Below are 17,316 nucleotides of genomic sequence, written 5' to 3' on the forward strand. Positions count from 1 at the left end.
GAGGAGCCGATGGTTCCCTCAGTCGCCGTACACCGGCATCGCGTCCACCAGCCGCGCGGACGTCACCGGCACCGTCACCCCGTGAATGAGAGAAGGAGACACCGGAGCCGTAATGACCTTCGCGGGGACCGCCCAGTGCGGAGCCATCCGGGCGCAGTCGCCACGCAGCGCCGCGAGGTCGCCGTCCAGGTCGAACGGAACGGTGCCGTGGATCTTGGGGTTCGTCATAACGGCACCGTACGCACCGGGAACCTCGCGAAGAAAGACCTACTATCGGGTAGTTTTGCCTGCTTCAGGCTGGCTGGACGACCCGGTAGCGTGAACTGTCAATCCCCTCTCCCTTCGCAGGAGTGTGTCCTCGCCGTGCGTATCGCAGTCTCCGGCTCCATCGCCACCGACCATCTGATGACCTTCCCGGGCCGCTTCGCCGACCAACTCGTCGCGGACCAGCTGCACACGGTCTCCCTCTCCTTCCTCGTCGACCAGCTCGACGTACGTCGAGGCGGTGTCGGCGCGAACATCGCGTTCGGCATGGGACAGCTCGGCACGCGGCCGATCCTGGTCGGTGCGGCGGGCGCCGACTTCGACGAGTACCGCGCGTGGCTCGACCGGCACGGGGTGGACACGGCCTCCGTGCGCATCTCCGAGACGCTGCACACGGCCCGCTTCGTGTGCACCACGGACGCCGACCACAACCAGATCGGCTCCTTCTACACCGGCGCGATGAGCGAGGCCCGCCTCATCGAGCTCAAGACCGTCGCCGACCGGGTCGGCGGCCTCGACCTCGTCCTGATCGGCGCGGACGACCCGGAGGCGATGCTCCGCCACACCGAGGAGTGCCGCTCCCGGAACATCCCGTTCGCCGCGGACTTCTCCCAGCAGATCGCCCGCATGGACGGCGACGAGATCCGGATACTGCTGGACGGCGCCACGTACCTCTTCTCCAACGAGTACGAGAAGGGCCTCATCGAGTCGAAGACCGGCTGGTCGGACGCGGAGATCCTGGCGAAGGTGGGCCACCGGGTGACCACGCTCGGCTCGCGCGGCGTCCGCGTCGAGCGGGACGGCGAGGACCCCATCGAGGTCGGCTGCCCCGAGGAGGAGCGCAAGGCCGATCCCACGGGTGTCGGGGACGCGTTCCGCGCGGGGTTCCTCTCGGGCCTGGCCTGGGGTGTCTCGCTGGAGCGGGCGGCGCAGGTGGGCTGCATGCTCGCCACGCTGGTCATCGAGACGGTGGGCACGCAGGAGTACCAGCTGCGTCGGGCGCACTTCATGGATCGGTTCGAGAAGGCTTACGGGGACGAGGCGGCGGCGGAAGTGAAGAAGCACCTGGGCTGAGGTGGGCCGGGGCGACCACCGGGTTGCCGTGGTCGATGCGTTGTCGGCCACGGGTCCGATGTGGCTGGTCGCGCCCACGCGGCGGAGCCGCATACAAGACACAGCCCCGCGCCCCTGAGGATGAGGCCTGCGGCCTCATCCTCAGGGGCGCGGGGCGCCCGTCAGCTCACCCGGCGCACCACGTACGCCGAACCCCGCTCCACCGGCTCCTCGCCCATGTACTCCTGGCCCCGCATCTCGCACCACGCCGGGATGTCCAGGCGGGCCGCCTCGTCGTCCGACAGGACGCGGACGGTGCCGCCGACGGGGACGTCCCCGATCACCTTGGCCAGCTCGATGACGGGGATCGGGCACCGCTTGCCGAGGGCGTCCACGACGAGGGTGTCCTCCTGGACGGCCGTGACGGTGCTGGTCACCGGCGCCCCCAGCTTCTCCCGTACCGTCGCGACCGCCCCCGGCAGTACGGACAGGAACCGCTCGACGTCCTCGGCCGCCGCCCCGGCCGGCAGCGACACGCGGACGTTCCCCTCGCTCAGCACCCCCATGGCGCGCAGCACATGGCTCGGCGTCAGCGTGCTGCTGGTGCAGGAGGACCCGGAGGAGACGGAGAAGCCCTCGCGGTCCAGCTCGTGCAGCAATGTCTCCCCGTCGACATAGAGACAGGAGAAGGTGACGATCCCCGGCAGCCGGCGCTCCGGGTCGCCCACCACCTCCACGTCCGGCACCAGCGACGGCACCCGCGCCCGGATCCGCTCCGTCAACTCCCGCAGCCGCACGGCCTCCTCGTCGGCCTCGGCCCGTACGGCCCGCAGCGACGCGGCGGCCGCCACGATCGCCGGGATGTTCTCGAAGCCCGCCGCCCGCCCCGACTCCCGCTCGTCGGCGGGCCCTTGCGCCATGAAACGCACCCCCTTGCGGACGACGAGCAGCCCGACTCCGGAGGGTCCGCCCCATTTGTGGGCACTGCCGGTCAACACCGACCAGTCCCCGTTCACCCGCCCCCATCCGAGCGACTGCGCCGCGTCCACCAGCAGTGGCACGCCCGCCGCCCGGCAGACCTCCGCCACCTCGGCCACCGGCTGCTCGGTCCCCACCTCGTGGTTGGCCGACTGCAGACACGCGAGCGCCGTGTCGGGGCGCAGGGCCTCGGCGTAGGAGGACACGGCGACCGACCCCGTGCGGGCCACCGCCACCCGGGTGACCGTCCCGCCGTCGGCCTCGTGCGCCTCCGCCGTGTGCAGCACCGAAGAGTGTTCGACGGACGACACGATCAGGTGGCGGCCCACCCGCCGCCGCCCGGCCAGCACCCCCGCGATCCCCGAGTGCACCGCCCGGGTCCCCGACGAGGTGAAGACCAGTTCGTCCGCCCGGCATCCGACCGCCTCGGCCGCGGCCTCCCTGGCGGCGTCGAGCAGCATCCGGGCCCGCCGGCCCTCCCGGTACAACCGCGCGGGGTCGGCCCACCCTTCGTCCAGCGAGGCCTGCAACGCCTGCCGGGCTACGGGATGAAGGGGAGCGGAGGAAGCGGAGTCGAAGTAGGCCACACCCCAACGCTATAAGCAGGGGCCGGGGACAGCGCCCCCTCCAGGGGCGAGGGGAACTGCGCGAGAAACCACAAACCACTCGCACCCGCCAAACCACCCGAACTCCCGAGCTATTAGGCGCACCCGCCCACCCCGGCTAACCGCTCAAGTGACCCCCGGCGAGTTGGGCCCCCCTCCCCGCGCGACCCCAAAACGCGTCCAGTAGGGTTTGGTCCGCATAAACATCCAAACCCCTGCCCGTCGCAGGGCGGCGACCGACCAGCGAGAAGGCCGCAGCCATACCGCGCGGGCGAGACTCTCGGGAAGGCGCTACGTGAGTCCCAACGGCTCCGACCGCTCGCCGCGGCGCCCGATGCGGCGGAAGCTGCTGCAGGCAATGACCGCAGGCCTGGTCCTGGCAACCGCAACCGGTTGCACATGGGAGGACTTCCCCCGCCTGGGTATGCCCACCCCGACCACGGAAGAGGCTCCGCGGATCCTCTCCCTGTGGCAGGGGTCGTGGGCGGCCGCGCTCGCCACGGGCGTGCTGGTGTGGGGCCTGATCCTGTGGAGTGCTTTCTTCCACCGGCGCAGCCGCACCAAGGTCGAAGTTCCCCCACAGACCCGGTACAACATGCCCATCGAGGCGCTGTACACGGTCGTCCCGCTGATCATCGTCTCGGTGCTCTTCTACTTCACCGCCCGCGACGAGTCGAAGCTCCTCGACACGTCGAAGAAGCCCGACCTCACGGTCAACGTGGTCGGCTTCCAGTGGAGCTGGTGCTTCAACTACATCGAGAACGTCGACGGCTCGACCGGCGACGCGAAGACCGACGAGAACCTGGCCGCCATCCCGGACCGGTTCAAGAAGGACTTCCCGGCGGACGCCGGCGGTGTCTACACCTGTGGCATCCCTGGCGACAAGAACCCGCAGACCGGCAACCCCGGCCCCACCCTCTGGCTCCCTGAGGGCAAGACGGTCCGCTTCGTCCTCACCTCGCGTGACGTCATCCACTCCTTCTGGGTGGTGCCGTTCCTAATGAAGCAGGACGTCATCCCGGGCCACACCAACGCCTTCCAGGTGACCCCCAACCAGGAGGGCACCTTCCTGGGCAAGTGCGCCGAACTCTGCGGCGTGGACCACTCTCGGATGCTCTTCAACGTGAAGGTCGTCTCCCAGGAGCGCTACGAGGAGCACCTCAAGTCGCTCGTGGAGAAGGGTCAGACCGGTTACGTCCCGGCCGGCATTGAGCAGACGAGCCACGAGAAGAACCGGGAGACGAACCAACTGTGAGCATCCTCAACGAACCCCAGGGTGCTTCCGCCGAGACCGGAGGCTCGTACGAAGACGAGCTGCCGGTCCGGCGCAAGCAGCCCGGCAATGTCGTGGTGAAGTGGCTGACGACCACCGACCACAAGACGATCGGCACGCTGTACCTGGTCACGTCGTTCGCGTTCTTCTGCATCGGCGGCGTCATGGCGCTCTTCATGCGCGCCGAGCTCGCCCGCCCGGGTACGCAGATCATGTCGAACGAGCAGTTCAACCAGGCGTTCACGATGCACGGCACGATCATGCTGCTGATGTTCGCGACGCCGCTGTTCGCCGGATTCGCCAACTGGATCATGCCGCTGCAGATCGGCGCGCCCGACGTGGCGTTCCCGCGGCTGAACATGTTCGCGTACTGGCTGTACCTCTTCGGCTCGCTCATCGCGGTCGGTGGCTTCCTCACCCCGCAGGGCGCGGCCGACTTCGGCTGGTTCGCCTACAGCCCGCTGTCGGACGCGGTCCGCAGCCCGGGCATCGGCGCCGACATGTGGATCATGGGTCTGGCCTTCTCCGGCTTCGGCACGATCCTCGGCTCGGTCAACTTCATCACCACGATCATCTGCATGCGCGCGCCCGGCATGACGATGTTCCGCATGCCGATCTTCACCTGGAACGTGCTGCTGACCGGTGTCCTGGTCCTGCTCGCCTTCCCGGTCCTCGCGGCCGCGCTGTTCGCCCTGGAGGCGGACCGCAAGTTCGGTGCCCATGTCTTCGACGCGGCCAACGGCGGCGCGCTGCTCTGGCAACACCTCTTCTGGTTCTTCGGCCATCCAGAGGTGTACATCATCGCGCTCCCGTTCTTCGGCATCATCTCCGAGGTCATCCCGGTCTTCTCCCGCAAGCCGATGTTCGGCTACATGGGCCTGATCGGCGCGACCATCGCGATCGCCGGCCTCTCGGTGACGGTGTGGGCGCACCACATGTACGTCACCGGTGGTGTGCTGCTGCCGTTCTTCTCCTTCATGACGTTCCTCATCGCCGTACCGACCGGCGTGAAGTTCTTCAACTGGATCGGCACGATGTGGAAGGGCTCGCTGTCCTTCGAGACACCGATGCTCTGGGCGACCGGCTTCCTGATCACCTTCACCTTCGGTGGTCTGACCGGTGTCATCCTGGCCTCGCCCCCGATGGACTTCCACGTCTCCGACTCGTACTTCGTGGTGGCGCACTTCCACTACGTCGTCTTCGGCACCGTGGTGTTCGCGATGTTCTCCGGCTTCCACTTCTGGTGGCCGAAGATGACGGGCAAGATGCTCGACGAGCGTCTCGGCAAGATCACCTTCTGGACGCTGTTCATCGGCTTCCACGGCACCTTCCTCGTCCAGCACTGGCTGGGCGCCGAGGGCATGCCGCGCCGGTACGCGGACTACCTCGCGGCCGACGGCTTCACCGCGCTCAACACGATCTCCACGATCGCCTCGTTCGTGCTCGGTCTGTCGATCCTGCCGTTCCTCTACAACGTGTGGAAGACCGCCAAGTACGGCAAGCCCGTCGGCGTGGACGACCCGTGGGGCTACGGCCGCTCCCTGGAGTGGGCGACCTCCTGCCCGCCGCCGCGGCACAACTTCCTCACCCTGCCGCGGATCCGCAGTGAATCCCCGGCGTTCGACCTGCACCACCCGGAGATCGCCGCGCTCGAACAGCTCGCGCACGGCGGCCCGGCGGCCAACGAGCTCGCGACCAGCGGCAAGGAGGCCGGCAAGTGAAGGTCCAAGGCAAGATGTTCATCTGGCTGAGCGTCTTCGTCCTCGCCATGGCGATCGTCTATGGCGTGTGGTCGAAGGAGCCGGCCGGCACCACGGCGCTCTTCCTGGCCTTCGGCCTGTGCATCATGGTCGGCTACTACCTGGCCTTCACGGCCCGGCGGGTCGACGTGGGCGCGCAGGACGACAAGGAGGCCGACGTCGCGGACGACGCCGGTGAGCTGGGCTTCTTCAGCCCGCACAGCTGGCAGCCCCTCGCCCTGGGCGTGGGTGGCGCGCTCGCCTTCATGGGCGTCGTCTTCGGCTGGTGGCTGCTGTACTTCTCCACCCCGATCATCCTGATCGGTCTGTGGGGCTGGGTCTTCGAGTACTACCGCGGCGAGAACCAGAACCAGTAGCACGCGCCTGTAGCACGCACCGCGCGCACGGAAGCCCGGACACTCCGACAGGAGGTCCGGGCTTCCCCCTTTCGCCACGCCGTGCGTAGCCCACTCGGGTCACCCGACGCGCCACCCCCGCCGGGCGTTCCTACGTTGAACCCATGAGCACATCAGAACTTTGCAAGGGCGCCACAGCCGGTGTCGAGAGCCCGACCGTGCTCGGCCCCTCGGGCCTCCGCGCGCTCAGCCTCTCGACACCGGCGCGCCCGCGCCGTAACCGCACGGTCGTCACCGGCGCCCTGCTGGTGGTCTCCCTGGGAGCGGGCGTCACCGCCTGCGGTTCCGGTGGCCACCCCCTCTCGGGCACGCCCTACGACGCGGCCGACCACGTCTCCTTCAACACCCCCACCCGCGACGGCGAGAAGGCCGACCCGGACAAGCCTCTGGAAGTCACCGCCAAGGACGACGGACGCATCACCGACGTCACCGCCGTGGACGCCGCCGGCCGCTATGTGGCGGGCGAACTCTCCGAGGACGGGGGTCGCTGGCACTCCACGTCACCGCTCGCCGCCAACGCCCGCTACACGGTCCACGTGAGCACCGAGGACGAGGACGGCGCCCCCGGCCGGGAGACCGTCGCCTTCGACACCGGCCGCCCGCTCACCAAGAAGCGCCTGAACGTCACCTTCGGACCGAAGGAGGGCCGGTACGGCGTCGGCCAGCCCGTCACCGCCGAGCTCAGCCGGCCGGTCAAGGACAAGGCCGCCCGGTCCGTCGTCGAACGGGCGCTCAAGGTGGACTCCACGCCCGCCGCGGAGGGCGCCTGGCACTGGGTGGACGACAAGAAGCTGCACTACCGGCCCAAGGAGTACTGGCCGGCCGAGGCCACCATCCGGGTGCACAGCAACCTGGAGGGCCTCAAGATAGGCGACCGGCTCTGGGGCGGGAAGGCCGAGCCGATCCAGCTGACCACCGGCGCCAAGATAGTCGCCGTCACGGACGCCGCCTCGCACCAGATGACCGTCTACAAGAACGACGAGGTCGTCAAGCGGATACCGGTCACCACCGGCATGCCCGGCTACGACACCCGCAACGGCGTCAAGGTGGTACTGGCCAAGGAAGGTACCGTTCGCATGACCAGCGCCAGCATAGGCGCGTCCGACTTCTACGACCTGACCGTGCACCACTCCGTCAGGGTCACCAACAGCGGCGAGTACGTCCACGCCGCCCCCTGGTCCACCGGCTCCCAGGGGTACGCCAACGTCAGCCACGGCTGCACCGGCATGAGCACGGACAACGCCCAGTGGTTCTACGACACCATCAACGAGGGCGACATCGTCGAGGTCGTCAACTCCGGCGGTGACACCATGGCCCCCTTCGGCAACGGCTACGGCGACTGGAACCTCGACTGGAAGAAATGGCGCGAGGGCAGCGCCCTGGTGGGCGGCACGAAGGAAGTGCCCGGACCCCAGGTACAGGCTCGCCTGAGGCCCGAGTCGGTCTAGGAGGGCTCTAGGCGCTCATCGCCTGCCGGCTGCGGAGCAGGGAAGCCAGCGCCGCCGCGAACTCCACCGGCTCCACCGGCAGGGTCACCGCAGCGTCCGCCCGGCTCCACGTGGCGAGCCACGCGTCCTGCGGCCGCCCGATGAGCACCAGCACCGGCGGGCACTCGAAGATCTCGTCCTTGATCTGCCGGCACACCCCCATGCCCCCCATGGGCACGGCCTCGCCGTCGAGGACACAGACGTCGATCCCGCCCCTGTCCAGCTCCTTGATGACGGCGGCGGGGGTCGCGCACTCGATGAACTCCACGGCCGGCACGTCCGGAGCGGGGCGGCGCCCGGTCGCGAGCCGCACCTGCTCCCGGGTGTTGGAGTCGTCGCTGTAGACCAGCACCGTGGCGGTCGGCTGCATTGTTCCTCCGTGACGTCAGCGTCTTAAGGACAGGGCCCGATGCGCGGATGCTACTCCCTCGAACACCACGTCAGCACCGGTACGGAAGGGAGCAACACTCCGAACGGCACCCCCCGGAGTGAGGGCGGGATAAGCGACCGACATAATGTCGGTCGTGGCGACAGCAACGACAGTAGAAACCGGGCACGCGCACCCGTCGGTCAACCGGCCGAACCTCACCAGCGTCGGAACCATCATCTGGTTGAGTTCCGAGCTGATGTTCTTCGCGGCCCTCTTCGCGATGTACTTCACCCTGCGATCGGTGACCGGTCCGGAGTTCTGGTCGGAGAAGGCCGACACCCTGAACTTCCCGTTCTCGGCGACGAACACCACGATCCTGGTGCTCTCCTCCCTCACCTGCCAGCTCGGCGTGTTCGCCGCCGAGCGCGGGGACGTGAAGAAGCTCCGGATGTGGTTCATCGTCACGTTCGTGATGGGTGCGATCTTCATCGGCGGTCAGGTCTTCGAGTACACCGAGCTGGTCAAGCACGAGGGCCTGTCGCTCTCGTCCGACCCGTACGGCTCGGTCTTCTACCTGACCACCGGCTTCCACGGCCTGCACGTGACGGGCGGTCTCATCGCCTTCCTGCTGGTCCTCGGACGCACCTACGCGGCCAAGAGGTTCACCCACGAGCAGGCGACCGCGGCCATCGTCGTGTCCTACTACTGGCACTTCGTCGATGTCGTCTGGATCGGCCTCTTCGCCACGATCTACATGATCAAGTAGATCGGCGGCCGGGCCGGGCGACTGACGCGCCCGCCTCGCACCGAGAACGACCCTTCCAGAAGCACCGACGCAGAAGATCCTGACACCGGGGTAATCCGTGAAAAAGCTCTCCGCACGACGACGCCATCCGCTGGCGGCGCTCGTCGTCCTAACCATCGCGCTGGCGGCCTGCGCGGGGCTGTACACCGCCTTCGCACCCGCGGACAAGGCGGTGGCCGAAGAAACCGCGCAGACCCTCACCATCGAGGAGGGCAAGAAGCTCTACGCCGTCGGCTGCGCGAGTTGCCACGGCACCGACGGTCAGGGCACCTCCGACGGTCCCTCCCTGGTGGGTGTGGGCGCGGCGGCGGTCGACTTCCAGGTGGGCACCGGCCGTATGCCGGCCCAGCAGCCGGGCGCGCAGGTCCCGAAGAAGCCGGTCGTCTACTCGCAGGCCGAGATCGACCAGCTCGCGGCGTACATCTCCTCCCTGGGCGCCGGCCCGGAGATCCCGACCGAGAACGAGTACAACCCCGAGGGCGCGGACATCGCCGAGGGCGGCGAACTCTTCCGGACCAACTGCGCTCAGTGCCACAACTTCACCGGCAAGGGTGGTGCGCTGTCCGAGGGCAAGTACGCGCCGTCCCTTGAGGGTGTCGACCCGAAGCACATCTACGAGGCCATGCAGACGGGCCCGCAGAACATGCCGTCCTTCCCCGACACCACGCTGTCGGAGGAGAACAAGAAGGACATCATCGCTTACCTCGACGCGGTCAACAGCGACGACACCGTGGAGCCCGGTGGCCTCAGCCTCGGCGGGCTCGGCCCGGTCAGCGAAGGCCTCTTCGGCTGGGTGTTCGGGCTCGGCACGCTGATCGCCGTCGCCGTGTGGGTCGCCGCCCGGACCGCAAAGGCCAAGAAGTCATGAGTAGCCAAAAGATTCCAGAAGAGAACCTGCCCGTAGAGCAGGACGACGCGCACGGCGCTGTCGCGGTCGCGGACGAGGAGAACCCCTTCGCGGACCCCGGCCTGCCGCCCCACCAGCACCGGGTCCAGGACATCGACGAGCGGGCCGCCAAGCGGTCCGAGCGCACGGTCGCCCTGCTGTTCACGGTGTCGATGCTGGCCACCGTCGGCTTCATCGCCTCCTACGTGGCGATCCCCGTCGACAAGGCGGTCTACGTCTGGCCGATCGGTCACATCAGCGCGCTGAACTTCGCGCTGGGCATGACCCTGGGGCTGTCGCTGTTCTGCATCGGCGCCGGCGCGGTCCACTGGGCCCGCACGCTGATGTCGGACGTGGAGATCGCCGACGAGCGTCACCCGATCGAGGCCCCGCCCGAGGTCAAGGCCAAGGTCCTGGCCGACTTCAAGCAGGGTGCCAAGGAGTCCGCGCTCGGCCGCCGCAAGCTGATCCGCAACACGATGTTCGGCGCGCTGGCCCTGTTCCCGCTCTCCGGCGTCGTCCTGCTGCGCGACCTCGGTCCGCTGCCCGGCACCAAGCTGCGCCACACCCAGTGGGCCAAGGGCAAGAAGCTCGTCAACATGAACACCGGAGAGCCGCTGCGTCCCTCGGACGTCGCGGTCGGGTCGCTGACCTTCGCCATGCCGGACGGCCTCGACGAGCACGACCACGACTTCCAGAAGAACATCGCCAAGGACGCCCTGATGATCGTTCGGATCCAGCCGAACGACATCAAGGACAAGCAGTCACTGGAGTGGTCGCACGAGGGCATCCTCGCGTACTCGAAGATCTGTACCCACGTGGGTTGCCCGATCTCCCTGTACGAACAGCAGACGCACCACGCGCTCTGCCCCTGTCACCAGTCCACCTTCGACCTCGCCGATGGCGCCCGGGTGATCTTCGGTCCTGCGGGGCACGCCCTGCCGCAGCTGCACATCACCGTCGGCGAAGACGGCTACCTCGAAGCCGTGAGCGACTTCGACGAGCCCGTCGGCCCTGCCTTCTGGGAGCGCGGATGAGCACCACGACCAGCACCGAAGCGCGCGACCCGCGTGGCAAGGCACCGGCCGGCGAGCGCGTCGCCGACTGGGCCGACGGCAGGCTCGGGATCTACTCCCTGGCCAAGGCCAACATGCGCAAGATCTTCCCCGACCACTGGTCGTTCATGCTGGGCGAGATCTGCCTGTACAGCTTCATCATCATCATCCTCACGGGTGTGTACCTGACCCTGTTCTTCCACCCGTCGATGAACGAGGTGGAGTACCACGGCAGCTACGTCCCGCTGCAGGGCCAGCTGATGTCCGAGGCGTTCAACTCGACCATGCACATCTCCTTCGAGGTGCGCGGTGGTCTGCTGATCCGGCAGATCCACCACTGGGCGGCTCTGATCTTCCTCGCCGGCATGTTCGTGCACATGATGCGTGTGTTCTTCACGGGCGCGTTCCGCAAGCCGCGTGAGGTCAACTGGCTGTTCGGCTTCCTGCTGTTCGTCCTCGGCATGTTCACCGGCTTCACCGGTTACTCGCTCCCGGACGACCTGCTCTCCGGCACCGGTGTCCGCTTCATGGAGGGCGCTGTCCTGTCCGTGCCGATCGTCGGCACGTACCTGTCGTTCTTCCTCTTCGGCGGGGAGTTCCCGGGCGGCGACTTCGTGGCCCGCTTCTACTCGGTCCACATCCTGCTGCTGCCGGGCATCATGCTCGGCCTCGTGGTGGCGCACCTGATCCTGGTCTTCTACCACAAGCACACCCAGTTCGCGGGCCCCGGAAAGACGAACAACAACGTCGTCGGCATGCCGCTGCTCCCCGTGTACATGGCGAAGGCCGGCGGTTTCTTCTTCCTGGTCTTCGGTGTCATCGCGGCCATCTCGGCGATCGCCACGATCAACCCGATCTGGAGCATCGGCCCCTACCGTCCGGACCAGGTGTCGACCGGCGCCCAGCCCGACTGGTACATGGGCTTCTCCGAGGGTCTGATCCGTGTCATGCCGGGCTGGGAGATCAACTTCTGGGGTCACACGCTCGTCCTGGGCGTGTTCATTCCGCTGGTCATCTTCCCGCTGGTGCTGGCCGCGATCGCGGTCTACCCCTTCATCGAGTCCTGGGTCACCGGCGACAAGCGCGAGCACCACATCCTGGACCGCCCGCGCAACGCGCCGACCCGGACCGGTTTCGGTGTCGCCTGGATCACCTGGTACATGGTCCTGCTGATCGGTGGTGGAAACGACCTCTGGGCGACCCACTTCCACCTGTCGATCAACGCCATCACCTGGTTCGTCCGGATCGCGTTCTTCGTGGCCCCGGTCCTCGCGTTCATCATCACCAAGCGCATCTGCCTCGGCCTGCAGCGCCGGGACAAGGACAAGATCCTGCACGGTCGCGAGACCGGCATCATCAAGCGCCTGCCGCACGGTGAGTTCATCGAGGTCCACGAGCCGCTCAGCCAGGAGCAGCTGCACACGCTCACGGCGCACGAGCAGTACAAGCCGGCCGAGCTCGGCCCTGCGGTCGACGAGAACGGTGTCGCCCGCAAGGTCTCGCGCCTGGAGAAGGCCCGCGTCAAGCTGAGCAAGGGCTACTACGGCGAGGACAGCCAGATCGCCAAGCCCACCGTCGAGGAGTACAAGGAGATCACGAGCGGCCACGGCCACCACTGATCGCTTCGCTTCGCCACACACGGTCGAAGGGCCCCCGTCCGATCTTCGGACGGGGGCCCTTCGCCGTGCCCCGACCTGGATAGGGTGGGCGTATCAGTGATTTCGCGGTCCGCGTGGCACCCCCTGCTCGCGGCTACGACACCCAGGAGCGGCTATGAGCGCTGTGACCCCCGCTGGAGGCGACACCGCGGCGGGCCGTTCCTGGCCCGCCGTGCTGAACGCGCTGCTGTCCGGGCACGACCAGGACGCCGGTGCCACCTTCTGGGCGATGGACCAGATCATGCGCGGCGAGGCGACGGACGCGCAGATCGCCGGGTTCGTGGTCGCGCTACGGGCCAAGGGGGAGACCGTCGAGGAGATCACCGGTCTCGTCGAGGCGCTGTACGAGCACGCCAAGGTGATCGAGGTGTCGGGGAGGACCGTCGACATCGTCGGTACGGGCGGGGACGGCGCCAAGACGGTCAACATCTCCACGATGTCGTCGATCGTCGTCGCCGGTACGGGCGCGAAGGTCGTCAAGCACGGCAACCGGGCCGCGTCGTCGGCGTCCGGGGCGTCCGACGTGCTGGAGAAGCTGGGCGTCAATCTGGAGCTGACGCCGCAGCGGGTGGCCGAGGTCGCCGAGGAGGCCGGGATCACCTTCTGCTTCGCGGTGAAGTTCCATCCGGCGCTGCGTCATGTGGCCGCCGCGCGGGGGCAGTTGGGAATCAGGACCGTCTTCAACGCGCTCGGGCCGCTGGCCAACCCGGCGAAGGTGCGGGCCCAGGCGGTCGGTGTGGCCGACCCCCGGATGGCGCCGATCATGGCCGGCGTCTTTGCCGAGCGCGGCAACTCCTCGCTGGTCTTCCGCGGGGACGACGGGCTGGACGAGCTGACGACCACGGCGACGTCGCGGGTGTGGGTCGTGCGGGACGGCAAGGTGACCGAGGAGCGCTTCGACCCGCGTGACGTGGGGTTGGAGCTGGTGCCGGTGGAGGCGTTGCGGGGGGCGGACGCGTCCTACAACGCGGATGTCGCGCGGCGGTTGCTGGCCGGGGAGACGGGTCCCGTGCGGGACGCGGTGCTGCTGAACTCGGCGGCGGCGCTGGTGGCGCTGGAGCCGACGTCCGGGCCGCTGGCGGAGCAGTTGCGGGGCGGGATGGCCAAGGCCGCGGAATCGATCGATTCCGGGTCGGCGCGGCGGGTTCTCGAGCGGTGGGTCGCGGCGACGAACCGGTAGTTCTTCGGGTGCGGGTCGGTGGGGGCTTCTCGCGCAGTTCCCCGCCCCTGAGAAAAGCAGGGGCTTCGCCCCGTGCTTTTCAACCTGCGGCCCCGCCGCTTTTCAGGCCCGCAGGGCCTGGTCGTTCAGGGGCGCGGGCAACTGCGCGAGAAGCCCCACCGACCCGCACCCGCCAACGAATGCGCGCCCCCGAGCTATGAGGCGCCCCATCCCGTCATCCGGACAGAAGTTGCGGCCCGACGATCACCTCACGTACGTTCTGCTTCAGGTCATGAGTGACAGCCCATAGCCCCGGCTGGCTGTCCGGCAACCCTCCGTCCGTGGCGGGGTGCCCCGGGTGAGGACCGGGTCGTAGGCAGCGAGGTCTACGGCAAGCGCGGTTTCGAGGGAGTCTTCCGTGAGCAAGCGAATGCGATAGGGCCGCCGAGCCCCGCCTCCGCGCACCCCTTTCTCTTCTTTCTCTTCCTCCGCATGCCTTCTTTCGGCATGCCTCCTCACGGGAGTACCCCCATGTCTGTCTCCACCCTTGCCGCCGACCAGTCCGTTTGTGCCCCGCTGCCCGTTCTGGGGCGGGATGTCACCGTCCCGCTCGTCACCGGCGGCGAGGTCAGCTACGCCGCGCTCGACTACGCGGCCAGCGCCCCGGCCCTGCAGCGCGTCTGGGACGACGTGGCGGCGTACGCGCCCTACTACGGCAGCGTCCACCGCGGCGCCGGCTACCTCTCCCAGCTGTCGACCGACCTCTTCGAGAACGCCCGCAGGACCGTCGCGGAGTTCCTCGACTGCCGCGCCGACGACCAGCTGATCTTCACCCGGTCGACGACGGACTCGCTGAACCTGCTGGCCCAGGCGCTCCCCGCCGACTGCCAGGTCTTCGTCTTCGAGACCGAGCACCACGCCTCGCTGCTGCCGTGGCGGAACGCCCGGGTCAGCTACCTGGACGCGCCCCGCACGCCGAGGGAAGCCGTCGCCACCCTGGAGGCCGCCCTCGCCGACCGAGACCCGCACGGGCCGGCGCTGGTCTGCGTCACCGGTGCCTCCAACGTCACCGGTGAGATCTGGCCGGTGCGGGAGCTGGCCGCCGCCGCGCACGCGCACGGCGCGCGGATCGTCCTCGACGCCGCCCAGCTGGCCCCCCACCACCCCCTCTCCGTGCAGGAGTTGGACGTGGACTGGGTCGCCTTCTCCGGCCACAAGCTGTACGCGCCCTTCGGTTCGGGCGTCCTCGCCGGCCGCGCCGACTGGCTGCGCGCGGCGGACCCGTACCTCGCGGGCGGCGGTGCCAGCCGCAAGGTGACCCGGCGCACCGACGGCGGTGTGGATGTCGAGTGGCACGAGACCGCCGCCCGGCACGAGGCCGGTTCGCCCAACGTCATCGGCGCCTACTCGATCGCCTCCGCCTGCAAGGCGCTCACCGAGGCCGGGTTCGACACCCTGGTCGCCCGTGAGCGGCACCTGATCGACACCGTGCGCGCCGGGCTCGCCGAGGTGCCCGAGGTGCGGATCCTCTCGCTCTTCGGGAACGACGCCCCGCGCGTCGGCGTCATCTCCTTCGTCGTCGAGGGCTGGAACAGCTCCCACTTCGCCGCCGCCCTCTCCGCCGAGTACGGCATCGGCGTACGCGACGGCCTCTTCTGCGCCCACCCCCTCGTCCGCACCCTCCTCGGCAGCGACCCGCAGACCCAGGGCGAGTGCGGCGCCCCCGAGGCCGCGCCCGGCGAGCGCTCCCTGAACGCGATCCGGGTGAGCTTCGGCGCGGGCACCCCCGACGAGCACGTGGAGCGGTTCGTGGGCGCGGTGAAGGAGCTCGTACGGGACGGCGCACAGTGGAACTACCGTACGGAGGACGGGCGTTGCGTTCCGGCCGTGTGATCGGCGACCTCTGAGTCCGCTCCCGCGCAGCATGGCCTCGGTGAGGGCCACCGGGGCGGGCAGGATGCCGGTGTACGCGTCCACGCCGGGCACCGCGTGCGCGCCCTCGCCGAGGGCGCCCGCGAGGCGATCCCGAGCGGAAAGGGCGGCTCGCGCGAGCTCAGCCGTCCAGTCCGATGGCGAACGCGGCCTCCAGGTCGTGCTGCGAATACGTCCGGAACGCCACGTGCGTGTCGGTGCCCAGCACCCCCGGGATCTTGCTGATGGACCCGGGGATCACATCGGCCAGGTCGTCGTGGGCCTTCACCCGGACCATGGCGACCAGGTCGTAGGTACCGGTCACCGAGAACACCTCGCTCACGGATTCGAGGGCGGCGATCGACTCCGCGATCTCCGGGATCCGGTCCACGCTGGTCTTGATGAGCACGATCGCGGTGATCACGGCTGTTTCTCTCCCTCGGGGGCCGGAGCTGGGACGTCCGACGGAACATCCACGGGCGCTTTCACTCTAGCCCCACGCCCGTAGCGCCCCCACGCGTAGGCGAACCCCAGCCCGAACCCCACCAGGTGCGCCAGATAGGCGACCCCCGGACCCGCGGTCTGCCGGCCCGCGGCCAGCCACTGCAGGCTCACCCAGAACGGCAGGGTGACCCATGCCGGGAACCGCAGCGGAAGAAAGAAGAGGAAGGGCAGGAGGCTCGTCACCCGCGCCCTGGGGAACAGGAACAGAAACGCGCCGAGGACCGCGGAGATCGCCCCCGACGCGCCCACCAGCGACTGCGGGGACCCGGCGTGCGCCGCCGCGTACGCCACCAGCGCGACATAGCCGCAGCCCACGTAGAAGAGGGCGAACTCCACGTGGCCCATGCGCTCCTCGGCCATCGCCCCGAAGACGAAGAGGAAGAGCATGTTGCCGAGGAGATGCAGCCAGCTGCCGTGGACGAAGAGCGCCGTGAGGGGCGTGAGCGCCGCGCGCCCGGTGCCGTGGAACAGCTCGACCGGGACGACACCCCAGCGCCGGAAGTACGCCCGCTGCGCGGCGAGCAGTTCGTCCCCGGTGCCGTACACGGGGTTGAGGCCCGCCGCCGGTCCGATCAGGAAGAGCGCACAGCACACGGCGATCAGCCCGTACGTCACCGGCGCCGACTCGTTTCGTACGGCCCGGGCGGCCGAGGTGCTCCACTTGCCGATCATGAGCAGAGCATGACGTAACGGGACCCACCCGCACAGACCGCCTCGCCGCCGACGACGGTCGGCCCCGCCCCCGCGGGCAATCCGCGGCGCCACCGCAGGCGAACAGGCGTCCAGGACCGCTCAGGCCGTAGGGTTACGAGCCACACGCACCGGGACGCCGGTGCTACACGGAGACGGACGAAGGAAGAGCAGCCACGATGACGGTTCCCCTGCCGACGGACACCACCCGCTGGCGCTGCACGCTCTGTGGCAACCTCACGCGGTTCGACGTGACCCGCTCGTCGAAGGTCGTCGAGTACGTTCACCTCGATCTCGCCGGGAAGCCCGAGGTCGAGGAGCGCAACGTGGTCAGTGAGACCATCGAGTCGGTCCGTTGCCGCTGGTGCAACGCCGTGGACCAGGTGGAACTCGTCGACAGGCCGGGCGCCGGCTCCTGAGGATGGGGGTCCCCCCGCTCCGGCGACGCCGGGAGCGGGGGACG

At 68.8% G+C, this 17,316-nt stretch carries 17 protein-coding genes and 1 riboswitch; of the genes, 12 read left to right on the plus strand and 5 right to left on the minus strand.

Translation table 11 applies throughout. The features are described 5' to 3' along the window. Positions 1-18: 18 nt before the first annotated feature. Positions 19-228, minus strand: coding sequence for a hypothetical protein (locus ACZ9QC_RS30950; protein ID WP_472916119.1), 210 nt, complete (start codon positions 226-228; stop codon positions 19-21). 135 nt (positions 229-363) lie between these two features. Between ACZ9QC_RS30950 and ACZ9QC_RS30955 the strand changes: the two genes are divergently transcribed. After that, positions 364-1,338 (plus strand): carbohydrate kinase family protein, encoded by a 975-nt coding sequence (locus tag ACZ9QC_RS30955; protein ID WP_472916120.1) that lies wholly within the window; start codon positions 364-366, stop codon positions 1,336-1,338. Positions 1,339-1,499: 161 nt separating this feature from the next. Here the strand turns inward: ACZ9QC_RS30955 and ACZ9QC_RS30960 are convergent, their stop codons facing one another. Next, positions 1,500-2,882, minus strand: coding sequence for an aminotransferase class V-fold PLP-dependent enzyme (locus ACZ9QC_RS30960; RefSeq protein ID WP_472916121.1), 1,383 nt, complete (start codon positions 2,880-2,882; stop codon positions 1,500-1,502). Positions 2,883-3,195: 313 nt separating this feature from the next. Between ACZ9QC_RS30960 and ctaC the strand changes: the two genes are divergently transcribed. The 4 genes from ctaC (at position 3,196) to ACZ9QC_RS30980 (ending at position 7,776) form a co-directional block, all read left to right on the plus strand. After that, a complete protein-coding gene (gene ctaC, locus ACZ9QC_RS30965; RefSeq protein ID WP_472916122.1) occupies positions 3,196-4,155 on the plus strand; it encodes an aa3-type cytochrome oxidase subunit II in 960 nt (319 codons plus the stop codon). Then, complete coding sequence (gene ctaD / locus ACZ9QC_RS30970; protein ID WP_033528183.1) at positions 4,152-5,894, plus strand: aa3-type cytochrome oxidase subunit I; 1,743 nt, start codon at positions 4,152-4,154, stop codon at positions 5,892-5,894. Before ctaC ends, ctaD begins: the two co-directional genes overlap by 4 nt. Next, positions 5,891-6,289, plus strand: coding sequence for a cytochrome c oxidase subunit 4 (locus ACZ9QC_RS30975; RefSeq protein ID WP_033528182.1), 399 nt, complete (start codon positions 5,891-5,893; stop codon positions 6,287-6,289). The genes ctaD and ACZ9QC_RS30975 overlap by 4 nt, the downstream gene beginning before the upstream one ends. Before the next feature lie 143 nt (positions 6,290-6,432). Further along, positions 6,433-7,776, plus strand: a complete 1,344-nt coding sequence (locus ACZ9QC_RS30980; RefSeq protein ID WP_472916123.1) for a L,D-transpeptidase — start codon at positions 6,433-6,435, stop codon at positions 7,774-7,776. Between the two features lie 7 nt (positions 7,777-7,783). On the opposite strand, the gene ACZ9QC_RS30985 is transcribed toward ACZ9QC_RS30980, so the two are convergent. After that, complete coding sequence (locus tag ACZ9QC_RS30985; RefSeq protein WP_472916124.1) at positions 7,784-8,185, minus strand: response regulator; 402 nt, start codon at positions 8,183-8,185, stop codon at positions 7,784-7,786. 145 nt (positions 8,186-8,330) lie between these two features. On the opposite strand from ACZ9QC_RS30985, the gene ctaE reads away from it, so the two are divergent. The 6 genes from ctaE (at position 8,331) to ACZ9QC_RS31015 (ending at position 15,641) form a co-directional block, all read left to right on the plus strand. Then, positions 8,331-8,951, plus strand: a complete 621-nt coding sequence (gene ctaE / locus ACZ9QC_RS30990; protein ID WP_033528179.1) for an aa3-type cytochrome oxidase subunit III — start codon at positions 8,331-8,333, stop codon at positions 8,949-8,951. Positions 8,952-9,048: 97 nt separating this feature from the next. Further along, positions 9,049-9,858, plus strand: coding sequence for a cytochrome bc1 complex diheme cytochrome c subunit (gene qcrC, locus ACZ9QC_RS30995; protein ID WP_472916125.1), 810 nt, complete (start codon positions 9,049-9,051; stop codon positions 9,856-9,858). Next, positions 9,855-10,913 carry a cytochrome bc1 complex Rieske iron-sulfur subunit gene (qcrA, locus tag ACZ9QC_RS31000; protein ID WP_472916126.1) on the plus strand — a complete coding sequence of 353 codons (1,059 nt, stop codon included), beginning with the start codon at positions 9,855-9,857 and terminating at the stop codon, positions 10,911-10,913. Before qcrC ends, qcrA begins: the two co-directional genes overlap by 4 nt. Further along, the gene (gene qcrB / locus ACZ9QC_RS31005) at positions 10,910-12,550 is read left to right on the plus strand and encodes a cytochrome bc1 complex cytochrome b subunit (RefSeq protein WP_472916127.1); all 1,641 of its coding nucleotides are present in this window, start codon (positions 10,910-10,912) and stop codon (positions 12,548-12,550) included. The genes qcrA and qcrB overlap by 4 nt, the downstream gene beginning before the upstream one ends. A gap of 154 nt (positions 12,551-12,704) precedes the next feature. Continuing rightward, positions 12,705-13,769: an anthranilate phosphoribosyltransferase gene (gene trpD, locus ACZ9QC_RS31010; RefSeq protein WP_472916128.1), complete on the plus strand. Its 1,065-nt coding sequence runs from the start codon at positions 12,705-12,707 to the stop codon at positions 13,767-13,769. Positions 13,770-14,036: 267 nt separating this feature from the next. Next, positions 14,037-14,152, plus strand: a riboswitch (SAM riboswitch). 127 nt (positions 14,153-14,279) lie between these two features. Further along, positions 14,280-15,641 carry an aminotransferase class V-fold PLP-dependent enzyme gene (locus tag ACZ9QC_RS31015; protein ID WP_472916129.1) on the plus strand — a complete coding sequence of 454 codons (1,362 nt, stop codon included), beginning with the start codon at positions 14,280-14,282 and terminating at the stop codon, positions 15,639-15,641. A 160-nt stretch (positions 15,642-15,801) separates the two neighbouring features. Here ACZ9QC_RS31015 and ACZ9QC_RS31020 read toward each other — a convergent pair whose 3' ends face one another. Both ACZ9QC_RS31020 and ACZ9QC_RS31025 read right to left on the minus strand, forming a co-directional pair. Continuing rightward, entirely contained in the window at positions 15,802-16,083 is a 282-nt protein-coding gene (locus tag ACZ9QC_RS31020; RefSeq protein WP_033528170.1) for an Lrp/AsnC family transcriptional regulator, read from the minus strand. Then, a complete protein-coding gene (locus ACZ9QC_RS31025; RefSeq protein WP_472916130.1) occupies positions 16,080-16,835 on the minus strand; it encodes a rhomboid family intramembrane serine protease in 756 nt (251 codons plus the stop codon). The genes ACZ9QC_RS31020 and ACZ9QC_RS31025 overlap by 4 nt, the downstream gene beginning before the upstream one ends. A 197-nt stretch (positions 16,836-17,032) precedes the next feature. Here ACZ9QC_RS31025 and ACZ9QC_RS31030 point away from each other — a divergent pair, with 197 nt between their 5' ends. Continuing rightward, entirely contained in the window at positions 17,033-17,272 is a 240-nt protein-coding gene (locus ACZ9QC_RS31030; RefSeq protein ID WP_033528168.1) for a hypothetical protein, read from the plus strand. Positions 17,273-17,316 lie beyond the last annotated feature (44 nt).

The sequence above is a fragment of the Streptomyces sp. HUAS MS02 genome, assembly GCF_055702265.1.

Excerpts from the sequence above, each read along its gene's own strand:
- ACZ9QC_RS30950 (WP_472916119.1), bottom strand. The coding sequence starts at position 228 with ATGACGAACCCCAAGATCCACGGCACCGTTCCGTTCGACCTGGACGGC.
- ACZ9QC_RS30980 (WP_472916123.1), top strand. The coding sequence starts at position 6,433 with ATGAGCACATCAGAACTTTGCAAGGGCGCCACAGCCGGTGTCGAGAGC.
- ACZ9QC_RS30985 (WP_472916124.1), bottom strand. The coding sequence starts at position 8,185 with ATGCAGCCGACCGCCACGGTGCTGGTCTACAGCGACGACTCCAACACC.
- ctaE (WP_033528179.1), top strand. The coding sequence starts at position 8,331 with ATGTCGGTCGTGGCGACAGCAACGACAGTAGAAACCGGGCACGCGCAC.
- qcrA (WP_472916126.1), top strand. The coding sequence starts at position 9,855 with ATGAGTAGCCAAAAGATTCCAGAAGAGAACCTGCCCGTAGAGCAGGAC.
- qcrB (WP_472916127.1), top strand. The coding sequence starts at position 10,910 with ATGAGCACCACGACCAGCACCGAAGCGCGCGACCCGCGTGGCAAGGCA.
- trpD (WP_472916128.1), top strand. The coding sequence starts at position 12,705 with ATGAGCGCTGTGACCCCCGCTGGAGGCGACACCGCGGCGGGCCGTTCC.
- ACZ9QC_RS31015 (WP_472916129.1), top strand. The coding sequence starts at position 14,280 with ATGTCTGTCTCCACCCTTGCCGCCGACCAGTCCGTTTGTGCCCCGCTG.
- ACZ9QC_RS31025 (WP_472916130.1), bottom strand. The coding sequence starts at position 16,835 with ATGATCGGCAAGTGGAGCACCTCGGCCGCCCGGGCCGTACGAAACGAG.
- ACZ9QC_RS31030 (WP_033528168.1), top strand. The coding sequence starts at position 17,033 with ATGACGGTTCCCCTGCCGACGGACACCACCCGCTGGCGCTGCACGCTC.